21 protein-coding genes are annotated in these 18453 nt (G+C 73.6%); 7 read left to right on the forward strand and 14 right to left on the reverse strand.

What is annotated here, in order from left to right; genetic code table 11:
* Positions 1 to 49 precede the first annotated feature (49 nt).
* The 5 genes from JK361_RS06785 to JK361_RS06805 all read right to left on the reverse strand — a co-directional run bounded on the left by JK361_RS06785 (position 50) and on the right by JK361_RS06805 (position 5857).
* Positions 50 to 2878, reverse strand: a complete 2829-nt coding sequence (locus JK361_RS06785) for a type 2 lanthipeptide synthetase LanM family protein (RefSeq protein ID WP_201814735.1) — start codon at positions 2876 to 2878, stop codon at positions 50 to 52.
* Between the two features lie 197 nt (positions 2879 to 3075).
* The gene (locus tag JK361_RS06790) at positions 3076 to 3276 is read right to left on the reverse strand and encodes a DUF6229 family protein (RefSeq protein WP_201814736.1); all 201 of its coding nucleotides are present in this window, start codon (positions 3274 to 3276) and stop codon (positions 3076 to 3078) included.
* A 126-nt stretch (positions 3277 to 3402) separates the two neighbouring features.
* Positions 3403 to 3960 (reverse strand): hypothetical protein, encoded by a 558-nt coding sequence (locus JK361_RS06795; protein ID WP_201814737.1) that lies wholly within the window; start codon positions 3958 to 3960, stop codon positions 3403 to 3405.
* Positions 3960 to 4235: a hypothetical protein gene (locus JK361_RS06800; protein WP_201814738.1), complete on the reverse strand. Its 276-nt coding sequence runs from the start codon at positions 4233 to 4235 to the stop codon at positions 3960 to 3962. The genes JK361_RS06795 and JK361_RS06800 overlap by 1 nt, the downstream gene beginning before the upstream one ends.
* Before the next feature lie 377 nt (positions 4236 to 4612).
* A complete protein-coding gene (locus JK361_RS06805; protein WP_201814739.1) occupies positions 4613 to 5857 on the reverse strand; it encodes an LmeA family phospholipid-binding protein in 1245 nt (414 codons plus the stop codon).
* Between the two features lie 166 nt (positions 5858 to 6023).
* Here JK361_RS06805 and JK361_RS06810 point away from each other — a divergent pair, with 166 nt between their 5' ends.
* Positions 6024 to 6560, forward strand: a complete 537-nt coding sequence (locus tag JK361_RS06810) for a MarR family winged helix-turn-helix transcriptional regulator (RefSeq protein ID WP_201814740.1) — start codon at positions 6024 to 6026, stop codon at positions 6558 to 6560.
* Between the two features lie 130 nt (positions 6561 to 6690).
* Here the strand turns inward: JK361_RS06810 and JK361_RS06815 are convergent, their stop codons facing one another.
* Positions 6691 to 7851, reverse strand: a complete 1161-nt coding sequence (locus JK361_RS06815) for a PP2C family protein-serine/threonine phosphatase (RefSeq protein ID WP_201814741.1) — start codon at positions 7849 to 7851, stop codon at positions 6691 to 6693.
* 187 nt (positions 7852 to 8038) lie between these two features.
* Here JK361_RS06815 and JK361_RS06820 point away from each other — a divergent pair, with 187 nt between their 5' ends.
* A complete protein-coding gene (locus tag JK361_RS06820) occupies positions 8039 to 8473 on the forward strand; it encodes a MarR family transcriptional regulator (protein ID WP_372448689.1) in 435 nt (144 codons plus the stop codon).
* A gap of 472 nt (positions 8474 to 8945) precedes the next feature.
* Positions 8946 to 9428 carry an ATP-binding protein gene (locus JK361_RS06825; RefSeq protein WP_201815012.1) on the forward strand — a complete coding sequence of 161 codons (483 nt, stop codon included), beginning with the start codon at positions 8946 to 8948 and terminating at the stop codon, positions 9426 to 9428.
* Between the two features lie 115 nt (positions 9429 to 9543).
* Here JK361_RS06825 and JK361_RS06830 read toward each other — a convergent pair whose 3' ends face one another.
* The 5 genes from JK361_RS06830 to JK361_RS06850 form a co-directional block, all read right to left on the reverse strand.
* Positions 9544 to 9804, reverse strand: a complete 261-nt coding sequence (locus JK361_RS06830) for a GlsB/YeaQ/YmgE family stress response membrane protein (protein ID WP_201814743.1) — start codon at positions 9802 to 9804, stop codon at positions 9544 to 9546.
* Positions 9805 to 9871: 67 nt separating this feature from the next.
* Entirely contained in the window at positions 9872 to 10231 is a 360-nt protein-coding gene (locus tag JK361_RS06835; protein WP_236052516.1) for an STAS domain-containing protein, read from the reverse strand.
* A 162-nt stretch (positions 10232 to 10393) separates the two neighbouring features.
* Positions 10394 to 10765, reverse strand: a complete 372-nt coding sequence (locus JK361_RS06840) for an STAS domain-containing protein (RefSeq protein ID WP_201814744.1) — start codon at positions 10763 to 10765, stop codon at positions 10394 to 10396.
* The gene (locus JK361_RS06845) at positions 10762 to 11856 is read right to left on the reverse strand and encodes a cobalamin B12-binding domain-containing protein (protein ID WP_201814745.1); all 1095 of its coding nucleotides are present in this window, start codon (positions 11854 to 11856) and stop codon (positions 10762 to 10764) included. The genes JK361_RS06840 and JK361_RS06845 overlap by 4 nt, the downstream gene beginning before the upstream one ends.
* Positions 11853 to 13442 (reverse strand): PP2C family protein-serine/threonine phosphatase, encoded by a 1590-nt coding sequence (locus JK361_RS06850; RefSeq protein ID WP_307787197.1) that lies wholly within the window; start codon positions 13440 to 13442, stop codon positions 11853 to 11855. Before JK361_RS06850 ends, JK361_RS06845 begins: the two co-directional genes overlap by 4 nt.
* A gap of 328 nt (positions 13443 to 13770) precedes the next feature.
* On the opposite strand from JK361_RS06850, the gene rpmG reads away from it, so the two are divergent.
* From rpmG to ykgO, 3 genes are read left to right on the forward strand one after another with little or no spacing between them, the layout of a single operon-like run.
* Positions 13771 to 13935: a 50S ribosomal protein L33 gene (gene rpmG, locus JK361_RS06855; RefSeq protein ID WP_201814746.1), complete on the forward strand. Its 165-nt coding sequence runs from the start codon at positions 13771 to 13773 to the stop codon at positions 13933 to 13935.
* Between the two features lie 47 nt (positions 13936 to 13982).
* Positions 13983 to 14243 carry a type B 50S ribosomal protein L31 gene (locus JK361_RS06860; protein ID WP_201814747.1) on the forward strand — a complete coding sequence of 87 codons (261 nt, stop codon included), beginning with the start codon at positions 13983 to 13985 and terminating at the stop codon, positions 14241 to 14243.
* Between the two features lie 35 nt (positions 14244 to 14278).
* Positions 14279 to 14401: a type B 50S ribosomal protein L36 gene (ykgO, locus tag JK361_RS06865; protein WP_201814748.1), complete on the forward strand. Its 123-nt coding sequence runs from the start codon at positions 14279 to 14281 to the stop codon at positions 14399 to 14401.
* Here ykgO and JK361_RS06870 read toward each other — a convergent pair.
* The 3 genes from JK361_RS06870 to JK361_RS06880 all read right to left on the reverse strand — a co-directional run bounded on the left by JK361_RS06870 (position 14382) and on the right by JK361_RS06880 (position 17580).
* Positions 14382 to 15782, reverse strand: coding sequence for a hypothetical protein (locus JK361_RS06870; protein WP_201814749.1), 1401 nt, complete (start codon positions 15780 to 15782; stop codon positions 14382 to 14384). The two genes, ykgO and JK361_RS06870, sit on opposite strands and share 20 nt — an antisense overlap.
* A 220-nt stretch (positions 15783 to 16002) precedes the next feature.
* Positions 16003 to 16695, reverse strand: a complete 693-nt coding sequence (locus tag JK361_RS06875; protein ID WP_201814750.1) for a B3/B4 domain-containing protein — start codon at positions 16693 to 16695, stop codon at positions 16003 to 16005.
* A 48-nt stretch (positions 16696 to 16743) separates the two neighbouring features.
* Positions 16744 to 17580, reverse strand: coding sequence for an EamA family transporter (locus tag JK361_RS06880; RefSeq protein ID WP_201814751.1), 837 nt, complete (start codon positions 17578 to 17580; stop codon positions 16744 to 16746).
* 118 nt (positions 17581 to 17698) lie between these two features.
* Between JK361_RS06880 and JK361_RS06885 the strand changes: the two genes are divergently transcribed.
* Positions 17699 to 18283 (forward strand): helix-turn-helix domain-containing protein, encoded by a 585-nt coding sequence (locus tag JK361_RS06885; protein WP_201814752.1) that lies wholly within the window; start codon positions 17699 to 17701, stop codon positions 18281 to 18283.
* Positions 18284 to 18453 lie beyond the last annotated feature (170 nt).

Genomic DNA, 18453 nt, shown 5'->3' on the forward strand with positions numbered 1-18453 from the left:
GCGGGCGGCCCGCCCGGGGCCACCGGCCGCGGCCCCGGGCGGACTTCGGTCAGTCGAGGAGCAGGGGGTCGGGCAGCGAGGCCTCCCGGTGCATGCAGAGCAGGCTGTGCACGACACCCGAGAGCCCCGACATCAGGCTGGGGGAGAAGGCCTCGCGGGCCAGGCCGCCGACCGGGCCGCGCTGTTCCAGACCGGTGAGGATCTCCCCGTCGAGATCGTCCGGATCACCGAACCCGAGCGTCGTGAGGAACCGCCAGAGACCGAGGTCGCCGTGGCACAGGGTGTGGCTCCAGCCGAACCCCTCCGCGGCACAGGCGCGGGCGGCCCGGTGTGCCATGTCGAGGCGGGCGGGGTCGCCCGTACGCCGGTGCAGGTCGAGCATGCCGACACCGATCCCGGAGCTGCCGTGGCACCAGCTGGTGAAGAAGTCCTCCTCGGCGCCGATGCGGACGTCGAGCCAGTTGCCCTGGCCGGGCTGCCACAGCGACTCCTGGAAGGCGAAGGCCCGTTCGGCGAGGTGGTGCCAGGCACGCCGCTCCGCCGCGGTGCCCGCCTCGGTCAGGGCCAGCCGGGCCAGCGCCCAGCCGATCCCGGTCGCACCGTGCGCGAAGCCGCCGATGCCCTCGGGGTTGAGGCGGGTCGACCAGCGGGCCCCACGGGAGTCGACGGTGGCCTGCCGGGCCAGCCGGCGGCCGATGTGCGCGGCGGCGGCCAGCCAGCGGTCCTGCCCGGTCGCGGCGGCGAGGCCCAGCAGCGGTACGATGCCGCCGGCCGCTCCGTTGAGGAGGTCCACCTCGACGTCGTCGTCGACGAGGGGCCCTTCGAGCAGCGCGGCCCGTTCGACGGCCCGGGCGAGCGGCCGTTCCTCCCCGAGCACCCGGTGCAGTGCCAGCCACGTCCACACCTGCGAGGCGGCGCCGCTGAACGCCCCGGCGGAGGGGGTGGGCACCCGCTCCTCGGTGGCGACCAGCACGCGCAGCGCGCCGTCGAAGAGTTCGGCGACACCCGGCACCTCGTCCGCGCGCCCGGCCCGGACCTCGCGCACGTACTCCGCGAGCACCAGGGCCACTCCGCCCTGCCCCGTGTAGAGGTCGGCGGGCAGCACCCTGATGGACCAGCCGGCCGGCGTGAAGACCGGGCTGATCCAGGTGGCGGTGCCGTCCGCGCCGCGGACCGCCCCGTCGCACAGTCGGCGCACCATCCGCGCGGCCAGCCGGCGCCGGCGCCGCTCCCGGTCCCGGGCGTGCGGCTCCTCGGCCGCGGTCTGCACCCGCGCGGGCAGCGAACGCTCGTTCAGGTACGCGCCCACCAGGGCGTCCTGGATCACCGACTCCTCCAGCGCGAAGTCGGCGGTGCGCCAGTCCTCGGCCGTCCCGCGTACGGCGGCCGCGTCCACCGTGAAGCCGCACATCGGAACGTCACCGGCCAGCAGGTCGGCGATCTCGCCGTCGATGGCCTCCCGGTCCGTAGGCGCGCCCGGCAGCACCCCGGCATTGCGCCGCAGGATGTCCCGGGCCCGCTCGACGGCCGCGCCCTCGTCGTGCAGCGACGCCGGGTGCCACAGCATCCGGCCGATGTCGACGTACGCCTGGGTCGGGCGCAGAATCCGCCGCGCCCGGCTCCCCTCGAACCGCCGCAGCAGCCGGACCGGGTCCACGCCGGGCCGGCGCAGCTGCGCGGTCATCTCGCGGAAGCCGGCCAGGATCCGGTCCCAGTACGCGCTCAGCACGGGGACCGGGCTGGGGTGGTTCCCGGCGGTCGGCATCGCCGCCATGTCCACCTCGAAGCGGGCCGCCGCGGTGCCGCCGTCCGCGACCACCGGGTTCGGGATCAGCGGCTGCTGGCCGGGAAGCGCCCCCACACCGGAGATGTCCACCCCGCCCAGCGCGAATCCGGTGCCGCGCACGGGCAGCAGACCGGTACGCAGCACCGTCCGGCGGATGGCCGCCGCCGCCACGTCCACCGCGTCGCCCCGGCCGCTGGGCGGGAAGGGGGCGGGGGCGTCGAAGAGCGTCTCGGCGTCCACGATCACCGGCACCGGGCCGTCCGCGATCATGTTCTCGGCGTGCATGTCGGTGCCGCCGGTGAAGCGGAGGACGGCCAGCCAGTGCCCCATGTTCCGGTAGAAGGCCGCGAGTTCGGTGTCGTCGGCGCAGTAGCGGTGGCGGACGAACTCGGCCCAGCCGTAGCCGTCGCGCGCGAGCGTGCGCGGCACCCGGATCCGGACCTCGGGTGCCGGGGCCCCGGCGAAGTCCGTGAACAGCTCGTCCAGCAGCCCGCCCAGAGCCACGTCCACCTCCGACGGACGTGGCTTGTACATGACGGTCCCGCCGGTGAGGTCGACCCGGCTGACGGTCAACCCACCCCCATGACTGTCACCCGCCCCGAACGTCACGGCACGGATCCGGCCCGGGGCCCCGCCGAGCAACGGCACCAGCAGCTCACGGTCGGCGGCGAAGCGCTCCGCGAACCCGGCCGCGGCCGCGACCGACATCCGTGCCACCGTCGCGACCCGCGGTCCGACAGCGGGGTAGCGGTCGGCCAGCTTGTCGAGATAGCCCTCCGCACCGGCCTGTTCGATGAACGCGGCCCACAGGCCCGTGTCCGCCTCGGCCGCGCCCGGCCCGGCCGGATCGACACCCTGGGCCAGGCGCAGGGCGTGCAGCTCCACGAGGAAGAGACGGGTGAGCTTGGCGTGCAGCGAGGCGAGCAGCGCGGTGTGGCCGGCCTCCAGCAGTACGTCCCGTTCGTCCCGGTCGAGTGCGTGCACGGCCGCGAGACGCCGGGCCAGGCCCTCCCGCCACGGCCGCGCGATGCTGCGTACGGGCCCGGCGAACCACTCCGCCTGCTCTGCCCTGTCCGGTGCCGGCTCGCTCACCTTCCACCCTCCCTGCTCCCAGGCGCGGTACGCGCCCGTCCGGGCGCGCACGGAGAACCCGCGGGGAACGGCGCGAGCGGCCGGGCCCGGCCGCACCCGGTGTGCGGAGCGGCAGGTCGGGGCAGGGCGCGCGGTTCCCCGCGGTACGGCCTACCGGTGCCGTCGACGCCTGGCGGCACCGGCAGACGCGCGAGAGGTCAGCAGCACCAGCTGCCGCGCGACCCGCTCGGGCTGGAGCAGAAGCCGTACAGGGAGTCGCTCGGGTCGGTCAGCGCGGCCTCGGCGGCGGCCCCGCCGACGTACAGCGGCCCGGCGGGGTTGAGCTGGCCGTACGCGCTCTCCGCGCCCGACAGCCAGGCTTCGAGCACTGCGGCGGTGTGCACACTGGACTGAGACATCGGTGGCCTCCGAAGTCGGGGAAGGGGGCGAGATTTGCCCAGCCCGAGTATCGCGGCGTTCGACGACCTGTCAGATGACTAATCTGGCCACAGTCGCGCGGCCGTCCGGCGGCTCCGCGGACGGGACTACAGGGCCCGGGCCGGGGGAGTGGGCCGCCCGGCGTCCTGCCCGCTCCCGTCGCTCAGCGCGGCCTCCATGGCGCGCAGGCGCCGGTGCCACACATTGCCGCGGTGGATGTTCCAGCCGACGAAGACCACGGTGAGCACCGCGAAGCCGACGGCCTGCCGAACCGTCCCGGTGAACACCATCAGCAGGGTGACGGTGGTGAAGAGCGCCGCGAGACCGATCAGGGCCGCCACCCGGTGGCGCATCCGGTGCAGGCGCCGGGCCACGAGGCCGCGCATGGCCCGGCGTTCCTCCGGAGCCGACGGGATCTCGCCCTTGCGCAACTTGGCGTCCAGTTCCACGACGTCGTCCGCCGAGCCGCCGGCGGCACGCCTCTCCTTGCGCCGCTGGACGAGGACCACGACGACCGCTCCCACGGACGTCACCGCGGTGCGCACCACGACGGACACGGCCGAACGCCCCGGGAAAAGCAGCATGATCAGGGCGCTGGCGGCGAGCACCGAGAGGATCAGCTGCAACCAGAGATGCCGGGCGAGAAGGAGCCGGACGCGCCGCATCACCGGCCTCCGGGGACGGACCGCGCCCGGCGGCGGACGGCCGCCACCCGCACCGCGAGCGCCACGGCGAGGAGCACCCACGCCACACCGCAGTAGACCCAGCGCGCCGATTCGCGGGCGGAGCCGATGGATTCCAGCACCGCCCAGACCGCCAGCACCACGCACAGGCTGGTCCACGCGATGTCCGAGAAACGGCTGCGTAACCGGTCGCGTTGTTCCGTCCCGGGGGCGAGCACTCCGATCTCCGGGGCGGGCGCGTCTTTCCGTGAGGACATGAACCGTCTCCTTTCCCCTCTGCGACGTGCGCGTACCCCGCCTCGGTCCGCACACGCTGCCGCCGCACGTTCCCGCGGCGCCACGGCCCGTCGGCCGGAGCCCCCGGCAGCGCGGGCACCCAGTCCCTCCGGCGTCGGGCGCGCGGGACCTTTGAACGGATGAAAAGCCCGGTGGCACGGCGCGCCGCGAACCCCCGGACAACACGCCGGGAGACTGGAGACCGTGAGCGGGTGTCAGGGAGCTGATGTGGTCAGGCGCCAGCAGTCTTCGTTACGGGACCGGGCGCTACGCTTCGCCGGGCATCGCCTCGTACGAGGCGGCCAAGCCCCGCCGTGCGACAGGCAGTCCTAGGCCCGGCGCCCCGGGCGCGGCGGCCTCAGTGGCCCAGTAGCAGCCCCGTCCCCCGGACGTCGGCGCGGATGCCCTCCTTCCCCACCGTCACCCGCTGCAGCCGGAGGTCACCCGAGGGCGGCTTCGGGAGCTGGAAGGAGAAGGAGAAGCGGTCGGCGATCTGCGGCCGGGTGAGCTTCGTGAGCGCGGTCAGCAGGGACAGGTCGAGGCCCAGCCGCTTGAGGAGTTCCGGGTGGGCGAGCGCCGTGTCCACGAGGTTCACGCGGGTCAGGTCGTGGAGGAAGCGCGGCGCGCCGGTGAGCCGGTGCAGCCTGTCCTCGTCACGCAGGGCGGCGCGTACGACGCCGTCCGGCACACCCAGGCGGCGCACGATCCCCGGGATGCCCAGCAGGGCCTTGATCTTCGCGGTCTCCCGCGTGATCCGGCGCGCGGAGGCGGGGGTCAGGTGCAGCCCCTCGCCGGGGCCGGTGCCGGGCCGGAACGTCGCGAGATCGCCGATGTCCAGCCGTATGCCGTCCACGGAGGCGGCGATGCCGCGCTGTCCGTCGCGCCGGATGCCGGCGTCGGCGCGCACCCGCAGGTCGTGCCCCGCCACGCGCAACGCGCCGCTGGCCCGGACCCCGCCCGGCCCGTGGGCGGAGAAGGCCACCTCCGACGCGCCCAGTTCGCGGTTCATGTCGGCGAAGGACAGCAGGACGTGTCCGTGCATCTGCCGAACCAGCGCGCCGCTCAGCTCCGTGGGCCCGTCGCCGTGCAGGCGTATGCCCTCCGCGCTGGCCGTCACCCGGGTCAGGGTGACCCGCTCGGCCGGTACGTCGGGGACGGTGACCCGGACCGAGTCCAGGCGCTGCGCGGCCAGCTGTGTCAGGAACGGGAAGCCGCCTATCCGTACTTCCGGGGCGGCGGTCAGGTGCAACTGGTCCTTGAGCCGTTCGGAGGCTCTGCGCTCGGCGTAGAGCAGCGCCCAGCGGTCGGCGAGGGTCACCAGGCAGGCGAGGGTGAGCATCCAGGCGAGGACCTTGACCAGGGTGGGCAGTCCGGTGGCGCGGTTGCGGCGGCGGCTGCGACGCCTGTGGTCGGGCGGTGACCAGGGTTCCTCGGTGTCGTCCTCCCGGGGGCTCGGTGCGCTGTCCTCGGTGAGGAAGTCGTCCAGCGGATCGCCCGCCAGCGCGGCCAGTTCGTCGTAGGGGCTGGGAGCGGAGGGAACCGGCTCCGGGGCAGGTACGTCGGACCGGAAGGTTTGATGCGTCGATGTGTGGGGGGTACGCATCGGTAGATTTGATCACATAGTCCTACCGAGTGCGCAAGTCCCGCTTCTGTCGCACGGCAAAAGGCAGTTGGGGCGGCATGTCTTGCTTGCGGCCCGCCCGATCGGGTACCAGGCGCAGGAAGAGTGGCGTCGTTGTGGCCCGGGGATTGCTTAAAGTGATGTTGTCGTGACCCGTCTCGGTGGTCCCGGTGGCGACCGGACGAGTGAGGGTGAGGGTGCGGAGGCCGCCGCGCTGGCAATCGCCGATGCCCTGGAGAGCCTGACGACGCTCTGGTCGCTGGCCGCCCAGGAGGCCACGCTGCGGCTGTCGCTGCATCAGTTGCGGGCGCTGCGGGCCCTGGAAGGGGCGCCGGGACTGAATCTCACCGCCTTGGCGGAGCGACTGGACATCGGGCTCCCCACGGCGAGCCGGCTGTGTGACCGGCTGGAGGCGGCCGGTCTGCTGGAGCGTGTGCTGCACCCGCACAAACGGCGTGAGGTGCAGCTGAACCTGACGGCGCAGGCGCGGCGCGTCCTCGACGACGTCGCCCGGCGCAGGACGCGGGCGCTCGCGGCGGTACTGGAGCACATGGGCCCGGCGGACCGGGCTGCACTGAGCCGGGGCCTCGAAGCCTTTCGGGCGGCGCTGGACGAAAGGCCGCCGGGCCCCGCCGCGGCGGGGCGGGACCCGGCTTCGGCCACCGAGGACGACGGGCGGGAGTGACGGGTCGTGTCCGGCCCGCCGTTGATGCCGGGCGGGAGTGGCGGTCGGGGTACGGCGGGGGAGCGCCGAGGGCCGGCTCCGGCCGCCGGTGACGGCGGGCGGCGGCGCGCTGACGATGGGCGGCGGCCCGTCAGCGTCCGTGCCAGTCCAGGCACACCACCAGGGCGTCGTCGTCCGGGACGGGCCGGCCGCGGTGACCGGTCAGCTCCCGCAGGATGGCGCGCGGCACCTCGGCGGCGGGCAGCAGCCGGGTGGACTGGATCGCCCGCGCCAGTGCGACGTCCCCGTACGCCTCGCCCTGGGGATCGGCGACCGCGTACACGCCGTCGCTGACGAAGACCAGCCGGTCACCGGGTTCCACCTGGAACTCCTGGGTGACGTAGTCGGTCTCCTCGAACATGCCGAGCGGCAGCTGGGCCTCGAAAGCGATCCGCTCCACCGTGCCGCCGCGCAGCCGCAGCATCTGCGGGGACCCGGCGTCCACCACCCGCACGCGTCCGGTGGCGAGCTCGAAGTCGAACATCAGCACGGACAGATAGGAGCGGCCCCGGTAGTGGGCGTAGACCGCCTGGTCGGCCAGGGCCGCCTGGTCCGCGAGGGAGAGACCCGCACGGCGTGCGTTACGCAGGGCGTTGATGGCCAGATTGGTCAGCAGGGCGGCTTCTATTCCCTCGCCCATGCCGTTGGTGACGTACAGCATGAGGTGGTCCGCGGTCACGGACCAGTCGAAGTTGTCACCGAAGATCGCGTAGGCGGGTTCGAGCTGTGCGCCCAGTTCGTACTCCGCGTGCGTGCACGAGCAGCCGGGCAGCAGCTGCCACTGCATCTCGGCGGCGAGGGTGAGCCGGTCCTTGCGGCGCGCCTGGAGGTACAGGTCGGTGTCCCGCTCGGCGACGACGATCTCGTGGCCGAGTACTTCGGCGATCTCGGACAGCTCCGCCAGGCCGCTTTGGGCCAGCTCGTCGTCCGGCAGGGTCACGGACAGCACGCCGAGCCGGTCGCCGCGCACGGTGACGGGCAGATGCACGCGGACCAGCCCGTCCCGGTCCGGCTCGACGAGCGGTTCCTGCGCGCCGAAGGCGCGGCCGGGCGTGCTGCCGTGGACCGGCAGCGGCTCGGGTGAGTGCGGCAGCGGGGAGACCGCCTGGAGCACGGTCAGGCCGTAGTCGGCCATGAGCAGCTCGGCGGCCCGGGCCGCGTACTCTTCGGTGAGCACGCGCCGGACGGCGTCGAGCAACTCGTGTGGTGCCGCCGTACGCAGGGCGCGTTCGGCGGTCACGAATCTGTTCACGATGGAAAAAACACCAATCCTTCGTCGGATTCCGGTCGCATGGCGGGGCTGGATTCGTCCGCGCCGGTCGGGCAGGACATCTGTCGTCGGCTCGCGCCCCTAGTAGGCTGGCAACCGTCCCGGAGCCTGCGAGAGTGTGACTGTGACTGCCTTCCGACACCTGCCACAGCCCGACGAGGTCGCTCGCGTGACCTCTACGGCCGGTGAGCTGCTGGAAGTGCTCTGGGGCCGTGCGTCCACCGCGCCCGCCTCCGCGTCCCAGCTGCGCGTGCTGCTCATCCTGGAGCACCACGAGGGCATCAACCTGCGCACCCTCGCCGACTCCCTCGCCTCCACCCCGCCGTCCACCAGCCGGCTGTGCGACCGGTTGCAGGCCGCCGGATTCGTCGACCGCGCGGTCAGTCCCACCGACCGGCGCGAGGTGCGGCTGTACCTGAGCAGCCGGGGACGCGCCTTCCTCGACGACCTGCGCGCCCGCAGGGAGAGGGAACTCCAGGAGGTCCTGACGCTGATGCCGGCCACCAAGCGGGCCGCCCTGCTGGAAGGACTGGAGGCGTTCTGCGCCGCGGCGGCCACGCAGATACACGACGACACCGAGAGCTCACGCAGCCGTACGGCCTGATGCGCCGAGCGCGGCTGCCTGCCGGGCGGTGTCCCACGGCGCGAGCGGCCGGAACACACAGGGACCTGCGTCCACCGGAACATCACAGATCCTTCCCCATGTCCGTCCGACACGGTTACTTTGTTGTCTCACGACTATAGTTGTCAAACGGCAACTGCCTGCCGGTTTCTCACTCCTGTCTTCGGATACCCCGAGATTCCGGATACCCCGGCACCCCGGGTACCCGCGACACCGCGCGGGCCGTTTGTGACCGCGCCGTGTGTACGGCCTTCACTCCTCACTCACATGATGCGCGCGGAGACGGTCGGCGCCCGTCGGCGCCGAACCGGCCCTGAAGCAGGCGCAGTCGGCCCGCCGGAACGGCGAGGGGCCGGCCGCGGCCATGCCGACGCCCCCCGAAAACGCCTGAGCGGCCCAGGGCATGTCCCGTCCGAGGGCGGGTAGGCGTGGCCACATGAACGGGGGCACACGAATGGAGCCGGTGACGTCAGGGTCTGGCGGTGAGGGTGTGACCGGCTCGGAGCCGATCCAGGAGATCGTTCCACTCGACGGACAGGGCCCGTGCATCGGCGAGGCCCGGCACCACGCGGCCGGCTTCCTCGCCCGGGTCCAGAGGGACTACGGGCTGCCGGTGCCGGCGCGGGCGACGGAGCTGACCCGGCTGGTCGTCAGTGAGCTGGTCACCAACGCCCGCAAGTACGCTCCGGGGCCGATGCTGATGGAACTGCGGATCGTCGGCGGCCTGGTCGAGGTGGCCGTGTGGGACAGCGACCCGGCGCTGCCGGTGGCCCGGGCCGCCGACCCCGGCCGGGTCGGGCAGCACGGACTGGAGATCGTGATGGCGGTCGTCGAGGGTTTCGAGGTCCGGAGGGAACCGGTCGGCAAGCGCGTCATCGCCCGTATCGCCCTGGCCGACGACCCGCACGGGACCGTCACCGGTCTCCACTCTCACTAGCCGGGGCGTGGGTCCCCGCGGATCGCCGTTGATCGACCGTGACGGAGGCCGCGGGGCGGCTGTCGTGTGCGTCCGGCCCCCTCCGTCGTGACGGAGGGGGCCGGACGTACCGGGATCATGCGTGCCGTCGGGCCCACATCGGGCTGACGAAGGCGATCAGGACCGCGGCCACGCCGATCTGGAGGACGTGGCGGATCCAGTCGATGCCCCCGGTGTCCCGTACACCGAGGGCGCTGGCGAGCCCGTTGCCCGCGACACCGCCGATTATGCCGAGAAGGACCGTCAGCCACAGTGGGATGGGCTGGCGTCCGGGGATGACGAGTTTGGCCAACAGGCCGATGACGAGTCCCGCGATGATGGCCCAGAGGAACGACACGGCCTCTCCTTCCTTTCACCGAACATGCGTGCATTTCGCGGATGCCCTCGCTCGCCCGTCGTACGCCTCAGGCGTCGTCCGTGCGCAGAGCCCGGGCCCGGGAGTCGGTGATGGTGAAGTGCTCCAGGGTGCCGGTGAGGGAGAAGAGCCGCTCGACCGTCGGGTGGAAGGGGCCGAGCAGGATCAGTTCCCGGTCGGCGGCCCGGTGGCGGCGCCAGGAGTCGAGGAGGGCGTTGAGCAGCCCGCTGTCGGCGAACGTCACCCGGGAGAGGTCCACGACCGTCGCCGGAAGCGCCGCCTCCTCGGCCTCGGCCCAGGCGGCCTGCAGCAGGTCGTTCTCCTCGTAGTCGACCTCGCCGCGCACGGTGATCTCGAAGACTCGGTCATGGCAGGTCACCTTCACGGTAGCCCTGCTTTCCCACTGCATTGCGTCGTCCTCGCGCCCTCGGTCCGTGGCCACGCGGCACTTCGCCGCCTCGCCCCGCGGGGTTCTCCTACCCCGTGCGGGCCATAAGTTGCCTCCGGACAAGTATTCCTGACGCCGGAACATCCACGGGCGCGCCGCGGGTGCGAGGTATCCGGCCGCAGGTCAGGTGGCGTTGGCGCCGGTGGCGCCCTCGCCCCGGCCCGGCCGGGCGGTCAGGTGGCCGAGGGTGCCGGTCTGGCGCAGCAGGCGTTCCAGGAGGGCGGACCGGTTGTCCAGGTACAGTGCGCGGCCGGCGGCACGGGTGCGGCGATGGACCATCAGCAGCGCCGAGAGGCCCACGGAGTCGATCCACGACAGCTCGGTGAAGTCCAGGCGTACGCCGCGGGCCTCGGGATGCCGGGCCAGCTGCTCGGTGACCGTCTCGACCAGGTGGTCGTGCGTGTCGAGGTCGAGGTCGCCGGCGACGTCGACGGTCAGCTCGAGGGCTCCATGGGTGACGGTGAGGCGAAGGGCGGGTGGTGGCAGGTCGGTCATGCTTCGGTGTCGGGTCCGGGGGCAGGGCGGAGGGGGCGGTCGGCCAGGGCGGCGGTGCCGTCGGCGAGCAGGCCGAGGGCGCGGGGGAAGTCGCGCAGACTCTCCCCGAGCACGGCGAGCGCGGTGGCCACCGGGTGCGCCGGTACCCGCCGCGCCTCCAGGACGTCGGCGGTCCAGCACAGGAACGTGGTGAAGAGGGCCGAGTCGTCGACGTACAGGGCGGTGGCCAGGAAGTCGACGATGTGGGCCAGGTCTTCCGCGGTCCGCTCGCGTTGCGCGTCGCCGTAGGCGCGCAGCGCGGGGAACCGATTCTCCAGACCGGTCAGCGCCTGCCGGACGAGGCGGCTGCGGGACTGGGCGACGAACGTGTACTCCTGGTCCGTCAGATGTGGCAGGTCGTCCATGACCTGCCGGGGCACCGACCGATGAGGGAAGGACAGCTCCTCCAGCTGGGCCGCCGCGGCACGGGCGTCGGGTGCCCAGCGGTCGGCGCCCAGCGCACGGGCGTAGCGGCCGTCCGGACCGAAGGCCCGCCCGCCCGCCATGACGGGGACGCCGACGGCCTGGCACGCGGTGATGGCCGCGTGCGCGGTGGGCAGGTGCGTGGGGAGCGAGCCGGACAGCAGCACCGCCTCGGAACTGGTGCTGTGCAGGTGGGAGACCAGGTGCGGGGTGGGGGTCTGGGCGCCGAGGAAGTCCACTCGCCAGCCGCGCAGCCGCAGCACCTCGGCGACCAGGCGCGCCGGCAGGGCGTGCCACTCCCCGTCGACGCAGCTGACCGTGACACGCCCCTTGGGTGCACGGTCGGGGCCGCCGGCGGGTGGCCGGTCGTGCACCAGGGCGGTGATCACCCGCTCGCTGATGGCGGTCGCGGCGTGTTCCTGCGCCACGGTCAGGCGGTCGGCGGCCCACTCCGAGCCGACCCGGTCCTGTACCGCGGCGATCACGTCGAGGAGCAGCGTCTCCTCGTCGGCCCCGTCGGCCCGGGCGCGGCGGACGACGTCGACGGCGGTGTACTCGTCTCCGTCGGCCACGGCCTGCCACAACTCGTCCACCAGGGCGTCGGTGCCGACCGCTGGGGGAGCGCTCACCCATTCCTCCTGTACGTCGTGCCGCCGGCGCGTCCCTGCCCGCCGGCCACCGTCAGATCCGCGGCCCGGGGCGCGCTGATGGCGACGGTGGCCACGTCGTCGTGGCTGCCCGAGCCCACCCACTGGGCGGCCAGCATCTGGATCCGCTCGACGACGGCCTCGGCGGGCATGCCCGCGCATTCGGCCAGCACCCGCTTGAGCCGGTCGTCGCCGAAGAGTTCGTCGCCGAGCGGTCCGCCGCGGGCCTCGGTGACGCCGTCGGTGTACAGCAGACAGGTCTCCCCGGGCCGCAGGGTCACGTTGGCGGTGGCGGAGGTGACCTTCGGCAGGGCGCCGATGAGGGAGCCGCGCGTGGCGGTCTCCTCGACGCTGCCGTCGCCGCGGACGATCAGCGGGGCGAGGTGTCCCGCGCTGGTCAGCCGCAGCTCCACCTTGCTGCCGCGGCGGCGCACGGAGGCCAGCACGAGGGTGGCGAACCGGGTGTGGTGCGAGGACAGCAACGCGCTGTTGAGCAGGGTCAGCGTGCGTTCGTGGTCCGTGGCCAGCGGCAGCAGCGCGTGCAGGGTGTTGCGGATCTTGCCGGTGAGGACCGCCGCGTCCAGGCCCTTGCCGGCCACGTCCCCGAGGACCACGAGCGTCTCCTCGCCAGGGTCGGTGCCGGGGTGGACGTCGTAGAAGTCCCCGCCGATGCGTTCGTTGTCCCGCGCCGGACGGTAGGCCCCCGCGTACTCGACCCCGTGCACGCTCTCCAGTCGTGGCGGCAGCAGTTCCCGCATCAGTGTGGCGGTTATGGAGGCCTGTTCCGTGTACAGCCGGGCGGCGGACAGGGCGGCTCCGGCGCGGGCGGCGAAGAGCCGGGCGAAGAGCTCCTCGTCACCGCTGAAGGCCTGCTCTCCGCTGGAACGGAGGAGGATCAGCGCGCCGGCGGGCACGCCGTGACCGGGGAGCGGGGTGACGATGACGGAGCCGACCGGGCCGGCGAAGTCCGCCGGCTGCACCCAGCCGGGCAGGTCGGCGGGGTTGATCCAGCGCGCGGGTACCGGCGGGAAGCCCTGGAGTGCCTCGGCCAGTCCGGGCACCGCGTGCACGTCGACCGGCGCGGTCACCCGGGTCACCGGTCCGCCGCGGTAGGCGTACGTCAGCTGGTGGCGGCGGCCCTGCGGCGGGGCGACGAGCAGGGCGGCCTCGGCGAGGTGGTCGGTGGCCATGCGTGCCGTGGCCTCCATGCACCGGGTCACGTTCAGCGTCGACAGCAGCTGGCTGGAGACGTCGGCCAGGAGGGCGGTCCGCTGCCGGGCGCCGGTCAGCGCGGCCTCCGCCAGCCGTCGGTCGGTGTCGTCGACGAGCCACCACACCACGTCACCGTCGTCCGCCGGGGTGGGATGGGCCTCGAAGAAGCGGTCGGCCACGGCGCCGGAGGCCAGTCCGGTGCCCTCGCGCGTGCCGTCGGCGAACCTCCCGTGGGCATCGGCCAGCCAGGTCGGGACGGTGTCATCCAGCCGGTCGCCCCGGGCGGCGTCCGTCCACAACACCTGCGCCGCGTCGTTGAGTTCGACCAGAGCGCCGTCCCGGTCGGCGACGATCACCGGGTACGGGGCATGGGCCCATGCCGCGCCGACACTGACCGCGGCGCTGGGAGGATCTACGGGCGAGCCGCTGGTACCGAACACACGCGGGGACGCGCCTCGGACGCGCCCCACCACCTCTCTGCAACGGACAACAGATGTCTTCCGGCAACAGTCCCGCATCGAGCCGCACGACGCAAGCCGCTTCCGGTGGTTGTGGGGGAACCGGGCGGTCATGGCCAAGACGTGCTGCCTGGCCGGGAATGTGCCGGCGGCCGAAGCCGTTGAAGCCCCTGTGGCTGACATGCACTGATCAAAAAGTGGTGTCGGTCCTGGAAAGGAGGGCCCCATGGCACGCAGCACCGTGCGTCCCGTCGTCCGTCTGAAGTCGACGGCCGGGACGGGCGTCGCCTACGTGACGCGCAAGAACCGACTCAACGACCCCGACCGGCTGGTCCTGCGCAAGTACGACCCGGTGGCCGGGCGGCACGTCCTCTTCCGTGAGGAGCGCTGACCACGGCCGCCCTGTTCCCAGGACAGCCGAGAGGAAAGGACAACACCATGAGGCCTGGTATCCACCCCGTGTCCCGCCCGGTCGTCTTCCGTGACCGTGCCGCGGGCGTCTCGTTCCTGACCCGCTCCACCGCCGGCTCGGACCGTACGGTCGAGTGGGAGGACGGCACCACCTACCCGGTGATCGACGTCGAGATCTCCTCGGCAAGCCACCCGTTCCACACCGGCACCTCCCGCGTGCTGGACACCGAGGGCCGCGTCGAGCGCTTCGAGCGCCGCTACGGCCGCACCCCGCCCGCCCGCGCCTGAAAGGGCCGGCGTCGCACGACGGAGAGGGGACGGACATGAAGGTGCGCAAGTCCCTGCGCGCGCTCAAGTCCCGCCCGGGCGCCCAGGTGGTGCGCCGACGGGGCGTGACCTACGTGATCAACAAGAGGGAACCCCGCTTCAAGGCCCGCCAGGGCTGAGCGGCGGGTCGATCCTCGTCCCGTCCGGCAGCCGGCCCGTGACCAGCACGGGCCGGCCGCTCGGAGCCGGCGTCGCCAGGAACCGGCCGCCGCCGGTGCCCCGTACCGGCGGGGCCACCTCCAGACGGGTCACGGCCCGGCTCCCGGCCGCGAGCAGATAGGCGGTGCCCGACGGGGCCCGCCATTCGGTGTACGCCAGCACGTTCCGGCCGTTGCCGCCGCACTGGGCCGTGTCACGGTCGCGGGCCAGCACCCGCGCGCCCGTGCCGCCCGGGGCCAGGAAGAGGTACTCCGCACTGCCCGTGCCGCGCCAGGTGTCGGCGCGGATGCACACCCAGGTGGCGGTCCCGGCCCGCTCAGGCAGCGTCTGGGCGGCGAACACCCAGCGGCCGACGCTGCGTACACCCTGCCCGCGCAGCCCGGCCAGGCGGCAGGCGGAGGCCGCCCAGCCGCCCATACCCGGTTCACCCGCCGCCTCCCGAGGCGGCCGCGGCAGGGCCCCGGGCTGCGCGTCGGGCAGGTACGTCAGACGGGCCGGCACCAGCCCGCCGAGATCGGCGAGCAGGAAGGCGTGGTCTTCGCTGTTCCGGGGTGAGGCGTGCAGCTGTACGGCCGGCACGCGGCGGCACGGCCCGCCGGCCGGTGCCACGGCGACCGGCTCGGTGACGCCGTCGTCGTCGCGTGCGACGGCACGCGGCGCCGCGGCCGGTGCCCGCAGGTCGCGGACGGCCGCGGTGGTGATCCACGGGGCCAGCAGCAGCCGTACGGACCGGGGGGAGCGGGCCACGACGACGGCGGCGGCCGTCGCAACGTCCGCGCCTTCGGTGAGGGCCGCGGCCAGCTCCGGTCGGCCGCCGTGCAGAGGTTCGCTGTACCGCACCGTGTGGACCCCGTCCTGAAGCAGGACCACCGCGCGGCCGTCGACGTCGTCCGCGAACAGCAGCCGGGCGGAGGTCCCACGGCCCCCGGCCGGCACCCCCGGTTCCACCGACCGGCGGCCCCGCCACGCCGGGCCGGTCCAGGCGCGCAGGGCGCGGGCGAGGAGAGCCGCGTCGCCGGTGCGCCGGCCGCGCGGCGGCCAGGCGGCGAAATCGAGGCGCGCGGCGTGCTGCCACGCGTCGGCGGGGGTCCGGCGCAGGTGCCCCGCGCCGGCTCCGGCCGCCGGGCGGGGGGCACCGCTCCGGCGGCCGGCGTCGGACGGAAGGGCCAGGACGGCCACTCCCGCGATGGCCGCCAGGGCCAGGACCAGGACCGTCACGGCCCGCAGCCGGTGCCGCCGGCGCGGCGGATCCGCGGGGCGGACGTGCGGATCAGCGGGGCGGACGTGCGGGAGCCGGGGCGTGCGGGTGGCGAGCGGTGACCGACGCTTCTGGAGGATCATGCGACTCTTACGGGTGACGGGACGGGAAAGGTGATCGTTCCGTAGGTCAAACGAGTGATCCCGGGGCCCGTCACCGTCGGCGCGTCATCCTGCCCATGGGCCTGGCCCGCCCTGTCGGTGGCGTGTGTCCTCTTCTTCGACCGGAGCCGGGGGGCGTTCAGGAGCCGGCGCTGGATCCGAGGGGGCGGTTCAGGAGCCGGCGCTGGATCCGGGGGGCGCTTCAGGCGCCGGAGCCGAGGTAGTGCGTCGTGGTCTGCCCGGCGTGCGGGGCCAGCAGTTCCTGAAGTTCCGCGGCGGCGGCCTCGAGGAGCTGCCCGTCGCGGACGGCCTGGACGGTTTCGAGGACGAAGGCGACGCGGGTGGAGTCGACGGTGACTCGGGTGCGGTGGGCGTCGCGATGGTTCCAGTGCCGGGTGAGCACGTCGGTGGTGTCGGTGTAGACGACCTCACCGGGCTTGGGGTTCTCGGTGGTGTCGGGTTCGCCGAGCGGGGTGAAGGTCTCGCCGCCGTCGGCGTAGCGGGTCTCGACGTCACCGGTGACGCGGTCGAGGTCGAAGGCGCCGGCGGGCAGGCCGTGGCGGACGGAGACGGCGTTGTAGGAGTCGACCGCCGGGTTGATGCGCGGCAGCGTGCCCTTCTTGACGAGGCGGCGTCCGAGGGCGTCGACGCTGGGCCGGACGCGGCGGGGGTTGGTGCCGAAGGACCGGTAGGCGGAATGCCATGCCTCGATGCGCGGGTCGGTCTCGTCGGCGGGTTGCCAGTCCCCGTCGGCGAGCCGCCGCTCCAGCTCCGCCAAGGCGGTGGCGGTGGCGGGCCAGGGTTCGTGGCCGCGCAGGCCGGTGGCGGTGACGACGGCGATCAGGGTGTCGGGGAAGGCCTTGGCGACGGCTGGGTCGATGCGGAAGGTGGTCATCCGGGGCGTCCGTTCCGAGTGGAGGAGGGCGAGGGGCGGGGCTGGGGTTCAGGTCAGGGCGAGGAGGCTGACGGCGACGGCGGCGGTGCCCAGGCCGATCAGCTGGCCCCGGTGGATGCGCTCGGCCAGGACACTGCGGGCGAGCAGGACGGTGCCGGCCGGGTACAGGGCGGTGATCACGGCGACGACGGCCAGGTCACCGCCGCGGACCGCGAGCAGGAACAGCAGGTTGGCCACCGAGTCCAGCACGCCGGCCGTCGCCGACATCGCGTACGCGGGCTTCTCGGATCCGAGCCTGCGATACATCAGCGCGGCCGCGGCCAGGGTGACCGCCGAGGAGACCGCGCGGCCGGTGATCAGCGGACCGACGCCGCTGTCGGACGGCGTCTGGTGCAGGAAGACGAGTTGCAGGGCGATGGCGGCGCCGGCGCCGAAGGCCAGCAGCAGGGCGGTGCGCGAGGGGCGGGCCGACTGCGCTCCGGTTCCGGCGCTGACCAGCACCACCGCCGCCAGCGCCAGCGGCAGGCCGATCAGCCCGGCCGGGCCCAGGTGCTCGCCCTGGAGCAGCCCGACGCCCACCGGCAGCATCGCCGAGACCAGCGCGGTGACCGGCGAGAGGACGTTCATCGGACCGATCGCGAGGGTCCGGTAGAGGAGGGCGAACGCGGCTGCCGACGCGACTCCGGAGGCCGCGCCCCAGGCGAGGGTCGCCGGGGCGAAGGAGGCGCCGAGGAAGGGCCACAGCAGCAGTTCGACGGTGAGCGAGGCCGGGGCGGCGATCAGCACGGTGCGCAGGACGTGCGCCTTGCGGGCGCCGAGTCCGCCGAGGAAGTCGGCGCATCCGTAGGCCAGGGAGCTGCCCAGGGCCAGCAGCAGAGCGATCACGGGTACATCCCTTACTATCAGTGGAACGACCACACCGTACAACGCATCGACCGGAAGTCGTCAACCGAACGACCGCACGGTGCAGTGGAATGATCTACCGGGCTGGAGGGCAGAAGTGATGGCCGAGACCGAGGCGGCGCTGCGCACGCTCGCGCACAACGTCCGCGCGGCCCGTACCCGCGCCGGCCTGTCCCTGGACGAACTCGGACGCCGCGCCAAGGTCAGCAAGGGCGCCCTGGTCGGGCTGGAGAAGGCGCAGGGCAACCCCAACTTCGCGACCCTGGTCCGCCTCGCCGACACCCTGGGTGTCTCGGTGTCCGCGCTGCTGGAGGGACCGGCCGAAGGCCGTGTCCGGGTGGTGTCCGCCGATGCCGTGATGCCCTTGTGGGCCGGGGAGCACGGCAGCGAGGCGCGGCTCATGCTGACCACCGCGGGACCGGCCCCGGTCGAGGTCTGGCGCTGGAGGCTGGAGCCGGGCGAGGAGTACCCGAGCCACCCGCATCAGGCCGGCGTCGTGGAGACCGTCAGCGTCACCGCCGGGCGGATGGTGCTCGTCGTCGACGGCGCCGAGCACACCCTCGAAGCCGGACAGACGGCCACCTTCGACGCCGACGCCGCCCACACGTACCGCGGCTCGGGCACCGAGACCTGTCACCTGATCATGACCGTGCACATCCCGCCCGGCCCCGGCTCCACGCCCTGACCGGCGGTGCGTGTGGGGGTGCGTGTGCCGCGTTCTGCGTTGCGCGCGGCGCGATGCCCGACGGACTCGGGAAGCATCCAGGTCCTGGCTCACCCGGGCGGCTGGGCCGTGCGCTCCGGGTGGGCAGTGCCGCGTAGGGACGTCGTCGGCGGGCGGGACGCCGGGCTCGG

It is taken from the genome of Streptomyces musisoli (assembly GCF_016741855.1).
Classification (GTDB): Bacteria; Actinomycetota; Actinomycetes; order Streptomycetales; family Streptomycetaceae; genus Streptomyces; species Streptomyces musisoli.

Bases quoted from the DNA above. Each gene is read 5' to 3' on its own strand.
- JK361_RS06885 (WP_201814752.1), top strand. From the start codon at position 17,699: ATGGCCGAGACCGAGGCGGCGCTGCGCACGCTCGCGCACAACGTCCGC.
- JK361_RS06860 (WP_201814747.1), top strand. From the start codon at position 13,983: ATGAGGCCTGGTATCCACCCCGTGTCCCGCCCGGTCGTCTTCCGTGAC.
- JK361_RS06875 (WP_201814750.1), bottom strand. From the start codon at position 16,695: ATGACCACCTTCCGCATCGACCCAGCCGTCGCCAAGGCCTTCCCCGAC.
- JK361_RS06840 (WP_201814744.1), bottom strand. From the start codon at position 10,765: ATGACCGACCTGCCACCACCCGCCCTTCGCCTCACCGTCACCCATGGA.
- JK361_RS06795 (WP_201814737.1), bottom strand. From the start codon at position 3,960: ATGCGGCGCGTCCGGCTCCTTCTCGCCCGGCATCTCTGGTTGCAGCTG.
- ykgO (WP_201814748.1), top strand. From the start codon at position 14,279: ATGAAGGTGCGCAAGTCCCTGCGCGCGCTCAAGTCCCGCCCGGGCGCC.
- JK361_RS06800 (WP_201814738.1), bottom strand. From the start codon at position 4,235: ATGTCCTCACGGAAAGACGCGCCCGCCCCGGAGATCGGAGTGCTCGCC.
- JK361_RS06790 (WP_201814736.1), bottom strand. From the start codon at position 3,276: ATGTCTCAGTCCAGTGTGCACACCGCCGCAGTGCTCGAAGCCTGGCTG.
- JK361_RS06835 (WP_236052516.1), bottom strand. From the start codon at position 10,231: ATGCAGTGGGAAAGCAGGGCTACCGTGAAGGTGACCTGCCATGACCGA.
- JK361_RS06870 (WP_201814749.1), bottom strand. From the start codon at position 15,782: ATGATCCTCCAGAAGCGTCGGTCACCGCTCGCCACCCGCACGCCCCGG.
- JK361_RS06825 (WP_201815012.1), top strand. From the start codon at position 8,946: ATGGAGCCGGTGACGTCAGGGTCTGGCGGTGAGGGTGTGACCGGCTCG.
- rpmG (WP_201814746.1), top strand. From the start codon at position 13,771: ATGGCACGCAGCACCGTGCGTCCCGTCGTCCGTCTGAAGTCGACGGCC.
- JK361_RS06805 (WP_201814739.1), bottom strand. From the start codon at position 5,857: ATGCGTACCCCCCACACATCGACGCATCAAACCTTCCGGTCCGACGTA.